The following is a 17,074-nucleotide window of genomic DNA, read 5'->3' on the forward strand; positions in this document are numbered from 1 at the left end:
ATCGCAGGCGGAGTGGCCGCCTGATGGCCAAGATCACCGCATTGGGCGCGTATTTCTATCAATCGCTCCTGGCTTTCGGCCTCCTCATCGTCGTCTCCAATCTGCTGCCGGCGTCGGACTACGCTGCCTACTCGCTCTTCGCCTCCATCGTGCAGTTTGCCGATATCGCGTTTTTCCACTGGATCCGCGCCGCCTCCAGCCGCTTCTATCCGGGCCCGGACAAGACCAGCGAACAGGCCGAGCGCGGAGTCATCATGGTCGAGCTCGCTGGAAGCGCGGGCCTCTGCCTGCTCGCAGCCTTCCTTGCCCCGCTCCTCGGCGCTCCGGTCTGGCTGGGATTGCTTGGCGCGATGGCGGCGATCCTGCAGGGTGCAGGCGAACTGCACCTGACCATGCTGCGTTTCCGGCAGGAGTTCAGGCTGTTCTCCTGGCTCCAGGGTGCACGCGCGACGATCCTGGCCGCGGCAACGATCGCCGGCGCTGCGATCAGCCCCGATTTCGCCCATGTGCTGGCCGGGGTGCTGGCCGGCAACATCATCTACTGCGTCATCGCCTGGGCCCGGTCGCGCCGGGTGATGCCTCTTGCCATGCATTGGCAGGCCGATATCGCAACGAGGCATCTGGTCTATGGCGGGATCACGGCCGGCGCCGGCGTCGCGACCCTGCTCATGCCGCTCGCTCTCAAGACCGTCTTGCTCGGCTCGCTCGGCCAGGCCGCTGCGGGGCCGATGCTGGCGCTCGATCTGTTGCAGCGGCCCTTCATCATGATCACCTCGTCGCTTCAGGCGATCCGCTTTCCCGAACTGGTCGCCCAGTTCGATCGCAAGGGCGATCCCAAGGCGATTCAGGCCGAACTGGGCCGCTACTACGCGCTGCTGGTGGGCCTCTCGCTGATCGGAGCCGCTGGAATCATCGCCGTGCTCGGCCTCGCCACCCAGCTCGTCATTCCCGTGGGGCTGCGCGAGGCCTTCCTGCGGACCGCGCCTTTCGTCATGCTGATGGCGATGCTGCGGGCACTCGCCCAGACCGTGCTGCCGGCGCCCGTGCATCTGCAACGCCGCTTGACCGCCATCCTGGGGCTCGCAGCTCTCGACTGCGTTTTGACCTGTGCGGGCGCGCTCGTCGCGATGTGGTTCCTTGCCGGCACCGACACGGCGATCGTTGCCGGCGCTGCCGCCGGCGCCGCCGCGGCGCTGGCGCTCGGATGGTTCATGCTGCGCCGGGAGTCCTTCGCCATGCCTTGGCCGCCGATCGCCCTGTCGGGCACCGCGCTCGCACTGTCCTGGCTCTGCACGATCTGGTTCGCGGGCAACCTCATGCTCGCGACCTGTGCCGCGCTCGCCATCGCGCTCGTCATGAGCGCCTACCCCTTGCTCATCCTTGTCCGCTGGATCGCTCGTTGAGACCGCCTGGCCGGACAAGCCTGCTCGCGCCACGTCGAGGCTCCCGCCATCCCTGCCGCTGGAATGATCTCTGGAGTTCTTCATGCGCGTGGTCATCGTCAGCGATTTCGGCTCGATCAACGGCGGCGCCGCCAAGGTGGCGATCGAGAGCGCCCGCGGCTTGGCCGAGGCCGGCGTCGAAGTCGTCTTCGCCTACGCGATCGGTCCGGTTTCAGACCGTCTCGATCATCGGCTGATCGATGTCGCGCATTTCGCCGGTGAGGAGGTCTGGCAGGTCGGCAGCAAGGTCGCAGCCGCGCGCCAGGGCATCTGGAACGCCCGGGCGCATGCCTTCCTGAGCGAACTGCTTGCGAAGCAGCCCCGCCGCGAGACCCTCGTCCATCTCCACCAATGGACCAAGGCCTTCAGCCCGGCTGCCATCGCCGCTGCGGGCGAGAGCGGGATGCCGGTCGCGATCACGATGCATGATTACTTCTCGTTTTGTCCGGTCGGCGGCTATTTCGACTTCAAGGCCGGAGCGCCCTGTCGGAAGAGGCCGATGTCGATCGGTTGCGTCAGCGCCAATTGCGATCGCGCCTCCTATATCCACAAGCTGGTCCGCGTTGCCCGGCAATGGCGTTCGGACAAGGCGCTGCGGGGTTTGCAAAGGCCGCTCTTCATTCATGTCAGCGCGTTTGCTCGCGACGTCGCCGAGCCGTTCCTGCCACGCACGGCACGGCATGTTGTGATCGAAAACATGATGAACGCGACGCCGCACGCGCCTGCGGACGTGGCCAAAAGCCGTCATGCCACCTTCGTCGGCCGGCTTACCCAGGAGAAGGGCATTCTGGTCCTGGCGCAGGCGGCTCGCGAAGCCGGCGTTGCCTTACGGTTCGTGGGTGATGGGGACGATGAGATCAAGGCTGCGGTCGCTGGCCTCAACCCGGATGCCGAGATCACCGGTTGGCTCGATTCCTATGCGGTCCTCGCCGAACTCCGCGCCGCCCGCTGCCTGGTGGTGCCATCGCTCTGGTATGAGACAGGGCCGCTGACCGTGGGCGAGGCGATGGCGCAGGGTGTCCCGCCCATCGTGCCGCGCACGATCGGCGCCGCCGGTCGTGTGCGTGATGGAATCGACGGCCTTGTTCTCCCCGCCGTCGAAGCCGGAGCGTTGACCGAAGCTCTCATTGCCTTGCGCGACGACGCTTTCGCGTCACGTCTCGGGCGAGCGGCTCATCAGGCCTTCTGGGCAGAGCCGCCGACGCTCGGTCGTCATGTCGAGGCGCTGCGCGCCAGCTATCGGGCTGCCTTTGCTGCGACGGCGTAGGCTTGTTTCAGGTCAATGGCCGTGCGGCCGCAAGCAGATTGGCGGAAAAGGCAGGAGGGGCGTCGATAGGTTCGATCCGGCACTCGTGCCCCTGGAATAGCCGCACGAACTCTCGCGTGAGCGGCGAGGCCGTGTGAGCGGTATGTCTGAGCATGTAGAGGCGGTCGTACCCAAGGCTGCGCAGGACGTTCCAGCTCGACGCGCCGAGCTCTGCTGAATTGCTTTCGAAGGCGATCACGGGCCGATGCCGCGCCAGGGTTTCGGACAGGCCCTGGAAAACGGAGTGCTCGAAGCCCTCGACATCGCATTTCACGAAGGTGATCGCGCGCCCATCCAGGCCAAGCTCCGTGACAAGGCGGTCTCCGTGGCGCACAGGCAAGCTCCTGTCGCCGTTCCCCTTTGCGAAGGTGCCGGTCCCGTCATTGCCTTCCTCGTGGAAGGAGAAAGGGAGTTCGGCGTCTTCCGGCCCCAGCCCAACCTCGGCCACCTGGACATTGGTGCAATGGTTGAGGGCCAGGTTCGCGCGCAGGACAGCGCTCATCTGCGGGTTGGGTTCGAAGCAGACGACGCTGTCGAAGAGACCTGACCAGACCACTGCATGATTGCCGATATTGGCGCCGATATCGAGGCAGATGCCTTCGCCCAGAGCAAGGTTCCGGATCAGTTCCGTCAGGCAGGCGAGCTCCTCGCGCTCGTACAGGCCGTTGGTGAGGACGGCAAGCCCGACATGTTCATGCGGGATGACCGCAAGCCGGGGAGAATGACGGCGCAGCTCCCCCCATTGCCGCCGCACTAGGGCCTTGATCGCCAGATCCCGGATTCGAAACAGCGCACCCATGACTTATCCCCGTCGCCTCCGGCGCCAATATACCGACGGTCCCTGAAACATTCCGATAACAAGGGACACCACATGCCTGGATATCGCGTCTTCGATGATGTCGTCATCGCCGACCCCGCCACGCCGCCGCCGGCCGGGTTCACCAGCGGGCCGATCGGCAATGCTATCGACGCCGCACGGGTTGCCGGCAAGCCGCTTCAAGTTCGGCCCGGCAGCTATAGCCTTTCCAATATTGACATTCTGACAACGAACGGAGCCGGGCGCGGCATCGAAGTCTACTGCCCGGCGGGTTCGGCGATCCTGACCTTGACGGGCGGCAGCTATGGCTTGCGCATTGCCGGCCAATCGGGGATGAGCTTCCGCAACCTGACTTTCGACGGACAGAACATCGCGCTGCCCGCCTATGGCGCGCCCAATGTCATCACTGCGGCTGCCGGGCTGGTCATCCTCGACAATGCCAAGAACACGGCGTTTCGGAACTGCTCCTTCCGCAACACGGTAAAGACGGCCGGTGAGCCAACGACCGGCGCCTACAAGGCAGGCCTGCTCTGTGTCAACGACTCGCTGCCGGTCATCACAGCGTCCACATTCGACAATGTCGACATCGCAATCTGGGCCTTCAGCTCCGAGATCCTTGTCGATGATTGCACGGTCACCGGCGCCAAGAACAACGGCATTGCGGTGTGGGGCACCGTCGGCAGCGGCGGCAACCTCTCAACCATTCGCAACAACAGGATCAACTTCGTCGCGAGCGACTACGGAACTGGAGCCAACGGCAACGGTGTCGCCGTCTATCTGGCCAATGACGTAACGATTACCGGCAACGTCATCATGAACTGCGATTTCTCGGCGGTGCGCATCAATGGTGGCTCGCGCTGCCTGATCGCCGACAACACCTGCTGGAACATTCGCGAGGGCTGCCTCTACTACGAGGCTCCCGCCTCGGGGCAGGACAGCACTGGCGTCACGATCGTCAACAACAGGGTCGATACGGCCGGGGACGGTGTCTACGTCACCAATTCCGGCTTTTTCGGCGACGGAACCGCCCGCAGGGCCGTCATTCAGGGCAACCAGATCAGCAACCTGTCCTCGAACGCCATTCCGGCTTCCGGCGGCATCGGGCCCTATTCGACGATGGCAATCGGCGTCACCGTCGAGCAGGATTGCATCGTCTCGGGCAACATCGTCGAAAACGCCCTGGGTGGCATCAAGCTCGGTGTTGCGCAGGGCGCCCGCGACCTCGTCTGTGATGGCAACCTTCTGCGGCAATGCGGCGTCGGCATCGCCTTCTCGGCCAATGCGGCAGCCGGCAAGATGGTGATCGCGAACAACGTGATATCCGGATCCGGCAGCAACGCGCTCGTCTCGGCGACGACGATCGGGCTGACGCCGCCGCTCGTCAGCTACAACGCCAATCTGCTGTCACAGACGGCCGGAGCCGGCGCCCAGATCCTGATCGCGCATAATCGCGCGTCCTGACGGCTCTCCATTCGCCAATAAGAAAAACCGGGGCGTTTCCGCCCCGGTTCACAAAGGTTGGCCGCAAAGCGCGGCCGGGAGGAAGCGCGCGGCCGGTTCCCTGCGAAGCCGGCCGAAATCCTCAATACGAGTAGTACATCGCGAACTCGACCGGGTGCGGCGTCATCTCGAAGCGCGCCACATCCTGCATCTTGAGCTCGATATAGCTCTCGATGAAATCGTCGTTGAAGACGCCGCCGGCCTTGAGATAGGCGTTGTCCTTCTTGAGGGACTCCAGCGCCTCGCGCAGCGAACCGCAGACGGTCGGGATCTTCTTCAGCTCGCGCGGCGGCAGGTCGTAGAGGTCCTTGTCCATCGCCGGGCCGGGATCGATCTTGTTCACGATGCCGTCCAGACCGGCCATCAGCATGGCCGCGAAGGCGAGATAGGGGTTCGCCATCGGATCGGGGAAGCGGACCTCGACGCGCTTGGCCTTCGGCGAGGTCGTCCACGGAATACGGCAGGAAGCTGAGCGGTTGCGCGCCGAATAGGCGAGCAGCACCGGAGCCTCATAGCCCGGGACGAGGCGCTTGTAGGAGTTGGTCGAGGGGTTCGTGAAAGCGTTCAGCGACTTGGCATGCTTGATGATGCCGCCGATGTACCACAGGCACTCCTGCGACAGGTCGGCATATTTGTTGCCGGCGAAGACCGGCTTGCCGTTCTTCCAGATCGACTGGTGGACATGCATGCCCGAGCCGTTGTCGCCATAGATCGGCTTCGGCATGAAGGTCGCGGTCTTGCCGTAGCTCTGGGCCACGTTGTGGATCGCGTACTTGTAGATCTGCATGAGATCGGCGGTGTGCGTCAGCGTGTCGAACTTCATGCCGAGCTCGTGCTGGGCCGAAGCGACCTCGTGGTGGTGCTTCTCGACGACCACGCCCATCGACTGCATGGCGGCCAGCATCTCGCCGCGCATGTCCTGAGCGGAATCCTGCGGCGGGACCGGGAAGTAGCCGCCCTTGGTGGCGATGCGGTGGCCGAGATTGCCGCCCTCGTAATCGGCATAGCCGTTGGTCGGCAGCTCGACGTTATCGAGCTTGAAGCCGGTATGGTACGGGTCGGCGGCGATCTTGACGTCGTCGAAGACGAAGAACTCGGCCTCGGGGCCGACATAGACGGTGTCGCCGATGCCGGTCGACTTCAGATAGGCCTCGGCCTTCTTGGCGATGCCGCGCGGGTCGCGGCCATAGGGCTCGCCGGTGCCGGGCTCGAGCACGTCGCAGTTGATGACCATCGTGGCGGCCGAGAAGAACGGATCCATCGTCGCGGTCGTCGGGTCCGGCATCAGCAGCATGTCGGACTCGTTGATGGCCTTCCAGCCGGCGATCGAGGAGCCGTCGAACATCGTGCCCTCGGCGAAGATGTCCTCGTCGATCATGCCGACGTCGAACGTCACGTGCTGCCACTTGCCGCGCGGGTCGGTGAAGCGGAAGTCGACGTATTTGACGTCATTGTCCTTGATCGCCTTGAGGACATCCTTGGCGCTTTTCATTTCAGCATTCCTCTTGCCAGCAGTTTTCAAACTCGTGGGCCGTCGCTGGCTCCAATCCAGCCGCGGCCTTTGATTCCGTGATGCGGGGGAAAGATCTCAGATCGCGTCCGCGCCGGTCTCGCCGGTCCGGATGCGGATCGCCCCCTCGACCGTTGATACAAAAATCTTGCCATCGCCGATGCGGCCGGTCTGGGCGGCCTTGACGATGGCCTCGATGGCGCGGTCGACCATGTCGTCGCTCAGGACGATCTCGATCTTCACCTTCGGCAGGAAGTCGACGACGTATTCGGCGCCGCGATAGAGTTCGGTATGGCCCTTCTGGCGTCCGAAGCCCTTGGCTTCGAGCACCGTGATCCCCTGCAGACCGACCTCCTGAAGCGCCTCCTTCACCTCGTCCAGCTTGAAGGGCTTGATGATCGCTTCGATCTTCTTCATGCGCCGATCGACCTCCACTGCGCTTCAGGCTCCGGCGCGTGCCGGAAAAGAACTGCAAAAATCCGTCGGCGCGGGCTGGGAGCCCCTCGGCTTTCGGATGATTGCGACCGTACGTCTGCTCATAGCATTGGCGCAAACGCCCCGCCATGCGGCAGGCCCCATTCCTTCGCCTGTGTAGGAGGCAAAAAACAGCACAAAAATAGTTCATATGATTAATTCAGCGGCAATCGGCCTGATCCGCATCGTCTTGCGATATTGGGCCAGACGGTCCCATCATGCGGCATGACGATCTCTCAAGCCGAAGCGACGCAGCCATCGGATCTCGCCCTGCTTTCGACCGACGAGATGCGGCGAGCGGACGGCGTTGCGATTGGCGCCGGTATGGCGGGCATCACTCTGATGGAGCGCGCGGGAAGCGCCGTTGCCGAGGCGGCGCTGCGGCGCGTCGAGAAGGGCGCCACGGTCGCGATCGCCTGCGGTCCTGGCAACAATGGCGGTGATGGATTCGTTGCAGCCCGGCTTCTGCAGGCGCGCGGGCTCACTGTGAAAGTCGCGCTGCTGGGCTCGCCGGACGCCGTCCAGGGCGACGCCGCGCTCGCCTTCGCGCAATGGAGCGGGCAGGTTCTGCCGCTGGCATCGCTCGCCAACGGGGCCGTAGATCTCTATATCGACGCGCTGTTCGGCGCGGGCCTCGCACGGCCGCTCGCCGGCGAAGCCGCCGAAGCCGTCGCACTCATGAATCGCGCAGGCCGCCCGGTGATCGCCGTCGATGTCCCCAGCGGCGTGTCCGGGGATACCGGCCTGGCCGAAGGCCCCGCTGTTCGCGCGACTGAAACCGTGACGTTCTTCCGGCTCAAACCGGGTCACCTCTTGCTGCCGGGGCGTTCCCTTTGCGGAAGGATCGTCGTGGCCGATATTGGAATCCCGGCCGCGACGGCATTGTCAGAGATCGCACCCAGAGCTTTCCACAATGAGCCGGCGCTCTGGCTCGCTGCCTTGCCGCATCACGGCCTCGACACGCACAAGTTCCGGCGCGGAGCGGTCGCCGTCGCCGCAGGCGGTGTCGCGGGCGTCGGCGCGCCGCGTTTGAGCGCGCGGGCAGCGTTGCGGATCGGCGCCGGCCTTGCGACGATCCTGTGCGCTCCCGGGGCTCTGGCAGCCCATGCGTCGCGCGGCCCGGATGCGCTGATGCAGCGCCCGGTCGCGGATGGCGAGGCGTTCTCGGAATTCCTCCTGGACCGGCGAATCTCTGCGATTGCGGCAGGGCCGGCCCTTGGGCTTGACGAGCGCGCGGTCGCGTTGGTCCGCTCGGCCCTCGCGAGCGAGAGGCCGGTCGTGCTCGATGCCGACGCCCTGACCCTGCTTGCGACCTCGCTGCGGGAGGACGTCTCGACCCGGAACGCCGCCTGTCCGCGCGTGTTCACGCCGCATGAAGGGGAGTTCCAGCGCCTGTTCGGCGGTGAGCCTGCGATCGCGACGGAAGCCTCGAAGCTGGAGCGGGCGCGCAAGGCCGCCGCTCGCTCGGGCGCGATCCTTGTTTACAAGGGAGCGGATACGGTGATCGCCGCGCCTGACGGGCGGGCGGCGATCAATTCCACAGGCTCGGCCGCACTGGCGACCGCCGGCTCAGGCGATGTGCTGGCCGGGCTCATCACCGGCCTGCTGGCGCAGGGGATGAGCGCCTTCGAGGCGGCTTGTGCTGCCGTCTGGCTGCATGGCCGCGCTGGAGAAACGCTCGGCATGGGTTTGATCGCGGACGATCTGCCGGAGGCGATCCCGCCATTGCTCCGCGCCCTGTCCAGGGGCTGAAGCGTTGAACCGAAAAGAAGAAGCCCGCCCTTGCGGGGCGAGCTTCGTTCGGTTTCCCGAGCATGGGGCGGGCGCTCAGGTGCCCGAATACGTGACGGCAGGCGCCGCGTGGAGCTGATCCTTCGTCATCGTGATCTTGCCGTGGTCCGGGTACATCGCGGGCGCCTTGGGCGCCGCTGCGGCAGGAGGGGTTGCCGGCATCGCTCCACCGGTTCCGGCCGCGCCGCCACCCGAAGCAGGCGCGGGCGCGGGGGAAGCCATGGGCTGGTCACTCCAGCTCACCTGATCGAAGGGGATCGCGACATCCTTCGTGCCGATGCCGAGGAACCCACCGACGCCGACGGTCACCATCTCGACCTTGCCGGTCTTGTCCATGATCACTTCCGTGACGTCGCCGACCTTCTTGTCGTCGGGCCCGTAGATATCCACGCCGATCAGCTTGGTGGTGCGCCATTTGCCCTGGCCGGCGAGATTGGTTGGCGCCGGGGTGCTCTTCGCTGCCGAGGTCGAGGCTGACGGTGCCGAGGACGGCGGCGAGGGAGCGTTGGTCTGCGCAAGCGCACTGGCCGCGAGCAGGCTCGCTGCGACAGAAGCGAATACAACATGTCTGATCATGTTTTCCTCCTTAATATTTCCGCGATGATGCGGGTCGCTCCAATAACAACCGCGAGGAAGATTTGTTTCAAATTACGTGTTATCGAGTATTAATCGAACAGTTTCGACAGCAACATCCGCGCGAAGACAGTTGTCTTCGATTCGGTTCTGAAATAATTTGCTCGCAAAACGAGGCCGTGCTCGTATGCTGCGGAGGAAGAACGCCGCGAGCGCGGCCCTGTTCCATCCGAGGAGGAAACTGTGATGTCGCCGGCTATGGTTACGGTTTCGCTGAGCCGGGAGGTTCTGGCAGCGCTCGATCACCACATCACGATGCAGAATCCGCCCCGCACGCATGCCGAGCTGATCGCCGAGATCGTCTCGCAATGGGCCGCGGCCCAAGGCGCGCAGGCCGGTCCGCCCGATGAGGGGCTGCGCCCCGAAGAGCTCAACGCCAGCAACGACTCCTAGGGCATTTCCGCGCTGCCAAGCGGCGCCATCCGCTTCGTGAGATCATGTTTGGGGGCGCCGCGCGAAACGATTTCCGTCGAGCGTCGGCTTCAATCGTCGGCGTCGTCGCGGCGAAGCTCGAAGGAGAGCATGGCTTCGGCGATGGCGTGCAGCTCCTTCTCCTTGTCGGGAGTGTCCGGCATCGCGTTCAATTCCTTCACCCGCTGCTGGGCGCGATCGTAGTCCTCGTCGCTATGGATGACGATGGGCAGTTTCACGTTGCGATCTCCTTTGCTCGTCCGGCTCGCCGTACCGCCTCGCGGCGTACGCGGCGATCCTGCGCTCGTCGGCGCGCTTCGGTTCGAAGGCCCCGCTTAAGCGTTCGGCAAGGGCAGTCGGTCATCATAGGGTTCTGAGACTGGACGGGAAGAGGCGATGAACAGGTTGTTCCTCCTGGCGCTGCTGGCCGGCGGCACTTTGCCGGCTGCGTCGCTGTCGGCCGCGGCCTTCTGGCAGCGCTCGCAGGTCTCCCGCTGCAACGACGCCACCACCGAGGCGGAGCGTCAGAGGCTGCGCTGCTGGGAGCTCAACGCCTATGCCGATCCGGGCTGGCCTGCCCTTGGGGCCGGCCTTGGCCTGGGCGGCGCCTATTATCTGGGCCCGCCGCCGCCGCCGGTGATCAAGGGTGGCGTCACGCGCCGGCTTGGCTAAGGCATACGGACGGCCATTTCCTCGCGCATAGGGGCTCGCGGAGCGGCCGGCATTCGTGCGAGAATTGCGTCGCGCGCTGATAAGGCCGGACGCCCGTTGCCAAGGACGCGCTCTTATGACGTGACCTGGCGACAGCCGCTCGGTGATGCGGCCGAGCTTGCGAGCCGTCTCCATGACGAAAGAAGAGCTGGAGGAAGCCATGACCCTGCGGATCAACGATACGGCTCCGGATTTTGCGGCCGATACGACGGAGGGACCGATCCAGTTCCATGACTGGATCGGCGACAGCTGGGCGGTGCTGTTTTCCCATCCGAAGAACTTCACCCCGATCTGTACCACCGAGCTCGGCATGATGGCCGGCATCAAGGGCGAGTTCGACAAGCGAAACGTCAAGATCATCGGCATCTCCGTGGATCCGGTGGAGAGCCACCATAAATGGAAGGCCGACATCCAGACCGCGACCGGTCACAACGTCACCTATCCGATGATCGGCGACAGCGAGCTCAAGGTCGCCAAGCTCTACGATATGCTGCCGGCCTCGGCCGGCGACACCTCCGAAGGCCGCACGCCGGCCGACAACCAGACCGTGCGTTCGGTCTTCCTCATCGGCCCGGACAAGAAGGTCAAGCTGACGCTCACCTATCCGATGACGACGGGCCGGAACTTCCAGGAGATCCTGCGCGCGATCGACTCGATCCAGCTGACGGCGAAGTTCCCTGTGGCGACCCCCGCGGACTGGAAGCCGGGCGAGGATGTCGTCATCGCCGGCTCGGTCTCCGACGAGGACGCGACCAAGCGCTTCGGCCTGTTCGAGCGCGTCCTGCCCTATCTCCGCAAGACGAAGCAACCTACGGCCTGAGAAGGCTCCGGCACCCGCGCGGATGTGGCGGGTGCCGACCGGCTCCGCGGCAGTTGCCGTTGCCGCGGTCGCATCCGGCGTTGGCGCAGGCAGGGGAGCGTCGAAGTGGACATCACGCAGCTCAGGCCGTCGGTGCGGGGCTTCTATGACCCGCCGACCGGCTCGATCCAGTACGTCGTCGCCGATCCGGCCACGCGGCAGTGCGCGATCATCGATCCGGTTCTCGATTTCGACGAGAAATCCGGGGCTGTCGGCACCGAAAACGCGGATGCCCTGCTCGCCTATCTCGATGCCGAGGGCCTCGCCCTCCAGTGGATCCTCGACACCCACCCGCATGCCGACCATTTCTCGGCCGCGCATTATCTGAAGAGCCGGACCGGCGCGCCGACCGCGATCGGCGCGCGCATCGTCGACGTCCAGAAGCTCTGGAAGACCATCTACAATTGGCCGGGCTTTCCGGCTGATGGCTCGCAATGGGACCGCGTCTTCGCCGATGGCGAGGAGTTCCGGATCGGCGAGCTGCCCGTCCGGGTCCTGTTCACGCCCGGCCACACGCTCGCTTCGATCGCCTATCTCATCGGCGACGCCGCCTTCATCCACGACACGCTGTTCATGCCCGACAGCGGGACGGCGCGGGCCGATTTTCCCGGCGGGGATGCCGGCCGGCTCTGGCGCTCGATCCAGGCCATCCTCGCCCTGCCGGACCGGACGCGGCTGTTCACCGGCCATGACTACAGGCCGGAAGGCCGGCCGGCCCGCTGGGAGAGCACGGTCGCCGAGCAGAAGGCCGCCAATACCCACATCGTCCAATGCCGGAGCGAGGCCGCGTTCGTAGCCCTCCGCGAGGCCCGCGACCGGACGCTGCCGATGCCGCGCCTGATCCTCCATGCCCTGCAGGTCAACATCAACGGCGGCCGCCTGCCGGAGCCTGAAGCCAACGGGCGGCGCTACCTGAAATTCCCGATCGATGCGCTGAAGGCCGGCGGAGCCTGAACGACCGAGGACAGCGCCCGCGCTTGCCGGCGGAAGACGCGCAGGCGAGGAACGGCGATCCGTCGCAATTGACGATTCCGCCGGCGGTGCCGCATGACACGGGCGATCGACCCAAGGAGGCCCGCCCCATGAAAGCCGTCGTCTACGAAGCCTTCGGGCAGGCCCCCGAACTGCGCATCGTGCCGGACCCGGTGCCGGAGCCGCACAGCGTCATCATCAAGGTCGAGGCGACCGGCCTGTGCCGCAGCGACTGGCATGGCTGGGTCGGGCACGATCCCGATATCCGCCTGCCGCATGTGCCGGGCCATGAGCTTGCCGGCGTCATCGCCGCGGTCGGCCGCAGCGTCGTGCGCTTCCGCGAGGGCGACCGCGTCACCGTGCCCTTCGTCGCGGGCTGCGGCTCCTGCCCGCAATGCCATTCCGGCAACCAGCAGGTCTGCGACGACCAGTTCCAGCCCGGCTTCACCCATTGGGGCTCGTTCGCCGAGTATGTCCGCATCGACCGGGCCGATTTCAACCTCGTGCGCCTGCCGGAGGAGATCGACTTCGCCACGGCCGCCAGCCTCGGCTGCCGCTTCGTGACTTCGTTCCGCGCCGTGGTCGACCAGGGCAAGGTCTCGGCCGGGCAATGGGTCGCGGTGCATGGCTGCGGCGGCGTCGGCCTCTCCGCGATCATGATCGCCAATGCGCTCGGCGCCCAGGTCGTCGCCGTCGACATCTCCGACGACAAGCTCAAGCTCGCCCGCGAGGTCGGCGCCGCGGTGACGATCAACGCCAAGACCCAACCCGATGTCGTCGCCGCCGTGCGCGACGCGACCGGCGGCGGCGCCCATGTCTCGCTCGATGCGCTCGGCCACCCCCAGACCTGCTTCAACTCGGTGGCGAATTTGCGCAAGCGCGGCAAGCATATCCAGGTCGGGCTGCTGCTGGCGGAGCAGGCGACGCCGCCGATCCCGATGGCGCAGGTCATCGCCCACGAGCTCGAAATCCTCGGCAGCCACGGCATGCAGGCGCATCGCTATGGCGCGATGCTCGACATGATCAGCGCCGGCAAGCTCACCCCGCAGCAGCTCGTCGGCCGCCGCATCGACCTCGCCGAATCGATCCCCGCCTTGATGGCGATGGACCGCTTCGAGGGCACGGGCGTGACGATCATCGACCGGTTCTGAGGGGGAGGCGAGGGGCGTAAGCCAGCTTCGCGACTGCGCCGATGCGCGTCATGCTCGGGCTTGACCCGAGCATCTCATGACGAGGAGGCTCCGACGCCTCATTCGGCCAGAGATTCTCGGGTCTGCGCTGCGCTCCGCCCGAGAATGACGCCCTGTTACTCGCCCTGCCGCGCACTCTCCTCCGCGACGCGCGCCTGTGCCCGCGCGATCGCCTCGTCGGCGTCGAGCCCCTTGCTGCGGTTCTCCAGCGCGTAGCGAAACTCCCGGCGCTCCTCGTCCGGCACCGCCTGCATGAAGGCGGTAAGGCAGGCCCCGTCGCTGCGCCGGCAGCTCCGCGCCCGGATGCAGCTCTTGTTCTCGCAGCCTTCCCAGACACCGAGGGTATCGCCGAGACGCTGCAGGATCAGCGGCCGTGCCCTCTGGCAGCTCTCGAAATCGGTGATCGGCGGGATATCGGCAAAGAGGCTTTGGTTCTTCGGCATGGCGGGGCTCCGGTCGGGCGAGACACGCGGGATCATCCGCCCGCGCTGATGCGCGGCGGGGTCGCAAGGGTGACGAGACAGGGCTGGCGGAGCGCCGCGAGGCGCGAGGGATATCCGCAACCGTTGAGCCAGGCTGCGGCGCGGCGGGATTGAGCCACCCGTCGCACGCCCCGTGGCGCTCCGCCTCCGGCGATTTTGGGCTCCGGGCCGCGCTTATCGGGCAGGGCGGTTCAGGATGGGCCGGCCCGGACGCCAGTTCCCCTCAGCGGGTCGTCGCGTCCTGCCTTGCCCGTCCGTCACCGGCCGAGCCTTCCAGCGAGCTCCTCGCACAGGGACCGTAGTGTCCCCAGGGCGGTGCCCCGAAGCCTCCCGAGTCTGGCTTGTGAGACCAGCCGCAGGCGCCGACCCTCACCCAGCCACTGGCACACCTCCGGATGGCCGCCCCGTTTGGGTGATGGGCGAGGGCAGGATAGGGCGGGTGATGAGGGGCGGGGATAAGTTTGCTGCCGGAAGCTCTCCCGTCATGGTCGCCCTCCATCGTCATGGTCGCCCTTGTGGCGACCATCCACGTCTTCACGCGGGAACGACTCGCCGCGCACCTCATGGTTGGCCGGCCCCCGCCATCGGCGCCGCAAGACGTGGATGGTCGGGACAAGCCCGACCATGACGGCGGAGCCCTTGCCGCCGCCCCCGCGCAATCGCATCCTGAAGCCATGAAGCAGAAGGGCGGCTGGGTTTACATCGTGACGAACCGACCCAACGGCACGCTCTATATCGGCGTGACGAGCGATCTCGGCCGACGCATTCACGAACATCGCGAGGGGCTGATCGCCGGCTTCACGCGGCAATACGGATTGAAGCGCCTTGTCTGGTACGAATGGCACGACGAGATCGAGGCCGCGATCCAGCGCGAGACCTCGATGAAGCGCTGGTACCGCGCCTATAAGACCCGCACGATCATGGCCGGAAACCCCGAGTGGAACGACCTTTACGAGGAACTGGCCTGATCGAGGCGGTGGCTCTCGGCGTCGCGATCGCCCTCCGCCATCATGGTCGCCCTTGTGGCGACCATCCACGTCTTCGCGCAGGAGCGACCGGGGCACGCCTTCATCGCTGGCCATCGCCCGCCATCAGCGTCTCAAGACGCGGATGCTCGGGACAAGCCCGAGCATGACGGCGAGGCGAGGCTGCTTTGTCACTCCCTGAAAGTAGTCTTCCCGGTCGGAGCCGTCGAAACGGCCGCTCGGCATGCAGCATTTCTTGAAATCTGCGCCCGGAGCCGCAGACGCAGAGATCGTTGCGGCCGAGCATTTCATGCAGTTCGACATCGCCATGGACGATGCGGACGCCGCGCTTCACGCGGGTTTCGGACGGGTAGGACTTCCGACGCTTGCTCGTGACCTCAAAAGGACGGCTGGTCGGTGAAGTCGTGCTTGGTCATAGTTATGGCACCCTCCATCGGTTTTGTGGGGGCGGTCTCCTAACCTGCAAAGGGCGCTTCCGCCAAGACGGAAAGCGCGGGAACCGCGACACCTTGAATCTAAAATTTTAGGCGATCACGAACGGCTGCCACTATTGGTTTCAGCGAAGCTTCATTCTGCTCGACATATATGGAGATCAGGCCACGGCGAACGATCAATTCAGAAATGAACCCCAAGCTGTCGCCCAGTTTAGAAAAATAGAGGTGATGGTCCGTGGTGTCGATCGCGACCGTCTCTATAGCCCTGACCAAATCGCTTTGCGATATTGCAGGGCATTGGCAACGTTGCTTGATAAGAGCGCTATTTGCTTCGGCTGTTTGCCGAATATAGCCAAAAAACAACTACTTCAGGTGCGCCTTTCGGCAGTTCAAACACAGCTTCATTGGGCTTGTCCAATGGAGGATTATCGCCATCGATGATCGCAGTTGCCGGCTGAGAAGTGGTCGGGTTCTTAATGTGGTAATCTAGAACGTTCACGACATAGGGGTATCCACCTGCCTTGTGCACTTGCACGCGCTCAAAAATATCGAGGGCGTATTGTCGGAACATTTCTTCGACCAGGTCCTTGGCGAAGTCATCCTCGACGAAAATTGCAGCATCCTTGGCCACCTTGCCGGTAAGGGCGCGCAAGCTCTCGATGGTTAACTTACCTTGATAAGCAACCCCTTCGATGCAGGCCCAAATCGCTTTGGGGGGTAAAACTGTAAGCGCGTATTCCGAATGTGTCGTGAATACTATCTGAGCGCTCTTTCGTTTTGCTACATCGATCAGGTATTCGACCATCTTTTCCGTCGCTAGCGGGTGCAAGCCGTTTTCTATTTCTTCGATAAGAATCAGAGAGTTGTCGTCTGCGCCCTCGATTCTCGATACCATCTCAATAATAGATGCTTCACCCGCTCCGAAATGAAACTGGGAATAATCGTTGGCACCGCGCATCCCGACGAGGATACTTTTCGATTTATCGTTCTTAAGAACAACGCGTTCGTAGCTTTTCGCATCTTTACCTAAAATGCGACTAACATATGCAACGACGGATTCTTCTATTGGCTCCTTCAATACTTCAGAATTAGCAGCTATGCCAATAAAATGCTTAAATTTCGCTTGTTCGTTGGCGGGCACAGTACGCTGAATTGGTATGACAACAACGTCGCGATCGGCAACCTTGTCACGACGCCATTTCGCTTTAGTAAAGCGTGCGTTTCGAGGGAAGGCGGATGTATTATTGACATCTCGGTCAAGTACATCGTATTCGACTCGCCAGTTCGCCATACTGTTATCGCCGATATTCGATTTTGGAAAGAAATCGCCCGGCTTCACATCTTTGTAGGCGAGGGCTGTTGCCCCTAAAATAGTGCTCTTGCCGCCACCATTTGTTCCAATCACCGCAGTAACAGGAAAGTCAAAGGTAATCGTTTGGCTATCGAAGCTACGAACATTTAACAGCTTCATCTTCGGAAGGAATCGTGCGTAAGAAAGCTTTTTTACTTTCTCTTCGAGATTGACAATGTCAGAATGCCGAACGTCCATACAGCTC

The 17,074-nt window shown here is 64.1% G+C and carries 18 protein-coding genes; 10 read left to right on the plus strand and 8 right to left on the minus strand.

Translation table 11 applies throughout. The features are described from left to right. Nucleotides 1-23 precede the first annotated feature (23 nt). Nucleotides 24-1,403 (plus strand): hypothetical protein, encoded by a 1,380-nt coding sequence (locus tag AC1DEZ_RS00660; protein ID WP_476778213.1) that lies wholly within the window; start codon nt 24-26, stop codon nt 1,401-1,403. Between the two features lie 82 nt (nt 1,404-1,485). Continuing rightward, nucleotides 1,486-2,709, plus strand: a complete 1,224-nt coding sequence (locus tag AC1DEZ_RS00665; RefSeq protein WP_476778214.1) for a glycosyltransferase family 4 protein — start codon at nt 1,486-1,488, stop codon at nt 2,707-2,709. A 7-nt stretch (nt 2,710-2,716) separates the two neighbouring features. Here the strand turns inward: AC1DEZ_RS00665 and AC1DEZ_RS00670 are convergent, their stop codons facing one another. Beyond that, the gene (locus AC1DEZ_RS00670; protein WP_441513426.1) at nt 2,717-3,547 is read right to left on the minus strand and encodes an FkbM family methyltransferase; all 831 of its coding nucleotides are present in this window, start codon (nt 3,545-3,547) and stop codon (nt 2,717-2,719) included. Between the two features lie 72 nt (nt 3,548-3,619). Here AC1DEZ_RS00670 and AC1DEZ_RS00675 point away from each other — a divergent pair, with 72 nt between their 5' ends. Continuing rightward, nucleotides 3,620-5,026 carry a TIGR03808 family TAT-translocated repetitive protein gene (locus AC1DEZ_RS00675; RefSeq protein WP_476778215.1) on the plus strand — a complete coding sequence of 469 codons (1,407 nt, stop codon included), beginning with the start codon at nt 3,620-3,622 and terminating at the stop codon, nt 5,024-5,026. A gap of 121 nt (nt 5,027-5,147) precedes the next feature. Here AC1DEZ_RS00675 and glnA read toward each other — a convergent pair whose 3' ends face one another. Both glnA and AC1DEZ_RS00685 read right to left on the minus strand, forming a co-directional pair. Then, the gene (glnA, locus tag AC1DEZ_RS00680) at nt 5,148-6,557 is read right to left on the minus strand and encodes a type I glutamate--ammonia ligase (RefSeq protein ID WP_441513425.1); all 1,410 of its coding nucleotides are present in this window, start codon (nt 6,555-6,557) and stop codon (nt 5,148-5,150) included. A 96-nt stretch (nt 6,558-6,653) separates the two neighbouring features. Continuing rightward, the gene (locus AC1DEZ_RS00685; RefSeq protein ID WP_441513424.1) at nt 6,654-6,992 is read right to left on the minus strand and encodes a P-II family nitrogen regulator; all 339 of its coding nucleotides are present in this window, start codon (nt 6,990-6,992) and stop codon (nt 6,654-6,656) included. A gap of 282 nt (nt 6,993-7,274) precedes the next feature. On the opposite strand from AC1DEZ_RS00685, the gene AC1DEZ_RS00690 reads away from it, so the two are divergent. Beyond that, nucleotides 7,275-8,801, plus strand: a complete 1,527-nt coding sequence (locus AC1DEZ_RS00690; protein ID WP_476778216.1) for an NAD(P)H-hydrate dehydratase — start codon at nt 7,275-7,277, stop codon at nt 8,799-8,801. Between the two features lie 75 nt (nt 8,802-8,876). On the opposite strand, the gene AC1DEZ_RS00695 is transcribed toward AC1DEZ_RS00690, so the two are convergent. Further along, entirely contained in the window at nt 8,877-9,416 is a 540-nt protein-coding gene (locus AC1DEZ_RS00695) for a PRC-barrel domain-containing protein (protein ID WP_476778217.1), read from the minus strand. A gap of 243 nt (nt 9,417-9,659) precedes the next feature. Here AC1DEZ_RS00695 and AC1DEZ_RS00700 point away from each other — a divergent pair, with 243 nt between their 5' ends. Continuing rightward, the gene (locus AC1DEZ_RS00700; protein WP_441513421.1) at nt 9,660-9,866 is read left to right on the plus strand and encodes a hypothetical protein; all 207 of its coding nucleotides are present in this window, start codon (nt 9,660-9,662) and stop codon (nt 9,864-9,866) included. 89 nt (nt 9,867-9,955) lie between these two features. Here the strand turns inward: AC1DEZ_RS00700 and AC1DEZ_RS00705 are convergent, their stop codons facing one another. Next, entirely contained in the window at nt 9,956-10,123 is a 168-nt protein-coding gene (locus tag AC1DEZ_RS00705) for a hypothetical protein (protein ID WP_441513420.1), read from the minus strand. A gap of 157 nt (nt 10,124-10,280) precedes the next feature. On the opposite strand from AC1DEZ_RS00705, the gene AC1DEZ_RS00710 reads away from it, so the two are divergent. From AC1DEZ_RS00710 to AC1DEZ_RS00725, 4 genes are all read left to right on the plus strand, one after another. Next, nucleotides 10,281-10,556 (plus strand): hypothetical protein, encoded by a 276-nt coding sequence (locus AC1DEZ_RS00710; protein ID WP_476778218.1) that lies wholly within the window; start codon nt 10,281-10,283, stop codon nt 10,554-10,556. A gap of 199 nt (nt 10,557-10,755) precedes the next feature. Then, nucleotides 10,756-11,415, plus strand: a complete 660-nt coding sequence (locus AC1DEZ_RS00715) for a peroxiredoxin (protein WP_476778758.1) — start codon at nt 10,756-10,758, stop codon at nt 11,413-11,415. 105 nt (nt 11,416-11,520) lie between these two features. Next, entirely contained in the window at nt 11,521-12,408 is an 888-nt protein-coding gene (locus AC1DEZ_RS00720; protein WP_476778219.1) for an MBL fold metallo-hydrolase, read from the plus strand. Between the two features lie 128 nt (nt 12,409-12,536). Beyond that, nucleotides 12,537-13,577 carry a zinc-dependent alcohol dehydrogenase family protein gene (locus tag AC1DEZ_RS00725; protein WP_476778220.1) on the plus strand — a complete coding sequence of 347 codons (1,041 nt, stop codon included), beginning with the start codon at nt 12,537-12,539 and terminating at the stop codon, nt 13,575-13,577. A 155-nt stretch (nt 13,578-13,732) separates the two neighbouring features. Here the strand turns inward: AC1DEZ_RS00725 and AC1DEZ_RS00730 are convergent, their stop codons facing one another. Then, on the minus strand, nt 13,733-14,059 hold the full coding sequence (locus tag AC1DEZ_RS00730; protein ID WP_476778221.1) for a hypothetical protein: 327 nt from the start codon (nt 14,057-14,059) through the stop codon (nt 13,733-13,735). Nucleotides 14,060-14,772: 713 nt separating this feature from the next. Between AC1DEZ_RS00730 and AC1DEZ_RS00735 the strand changes: the two genes are divergently transcribed. Next, nucleotides 14,773-15,066, plus strand: a complete 294-nt coding sequence (locus AC1DEZ_RS00735) for a GIY-YIG nuclease family protein (protein ID WP_441513521.1) — start codon at nt 14,773-14,775, stop codon at nt 15,064-15,066. Between the two features lie 100 nt (nt 15,067-15,166). Here the strand turns inward: AC1DEZ_RS00735 and AC1DEZ_RS00740 are convergent, their stop codons facing one another. Together AC1DEZ_RS00740 and AC1DEZ_RS00745 are read right to left on the minus strand one after the other, a co-directional pair. Further along, on the minus strand, nt 15,167-15,370 hold the full coding sequence (locus AC1DEZ_RS00740; protein WP_476778759.1) for an SEC-C metal-binding domain-containing protein: 204 nt from the start codon (nt 15,368-15,370) through the stop codon (nt 15,167-15,169). A gap of 470 nt (nt 15,371-15,840) precedes the next feature. After that, on the minus strand, nt 15,841-17,067 hold the full coding sequence (locus AC1DEZ_RS00745) for an ATP-dependent nuclease (protein ID WP_476778222.1): 1,227 nt from the start codon (nt 17,065-17,067) through the stop codon (nt 15,841-15,843). Nucleotides 17,068-17,074: the final 7 nt, after the last annotated feature.

Source organism: Allobosea sp. 10L422 (assembly GCF_056395345.1).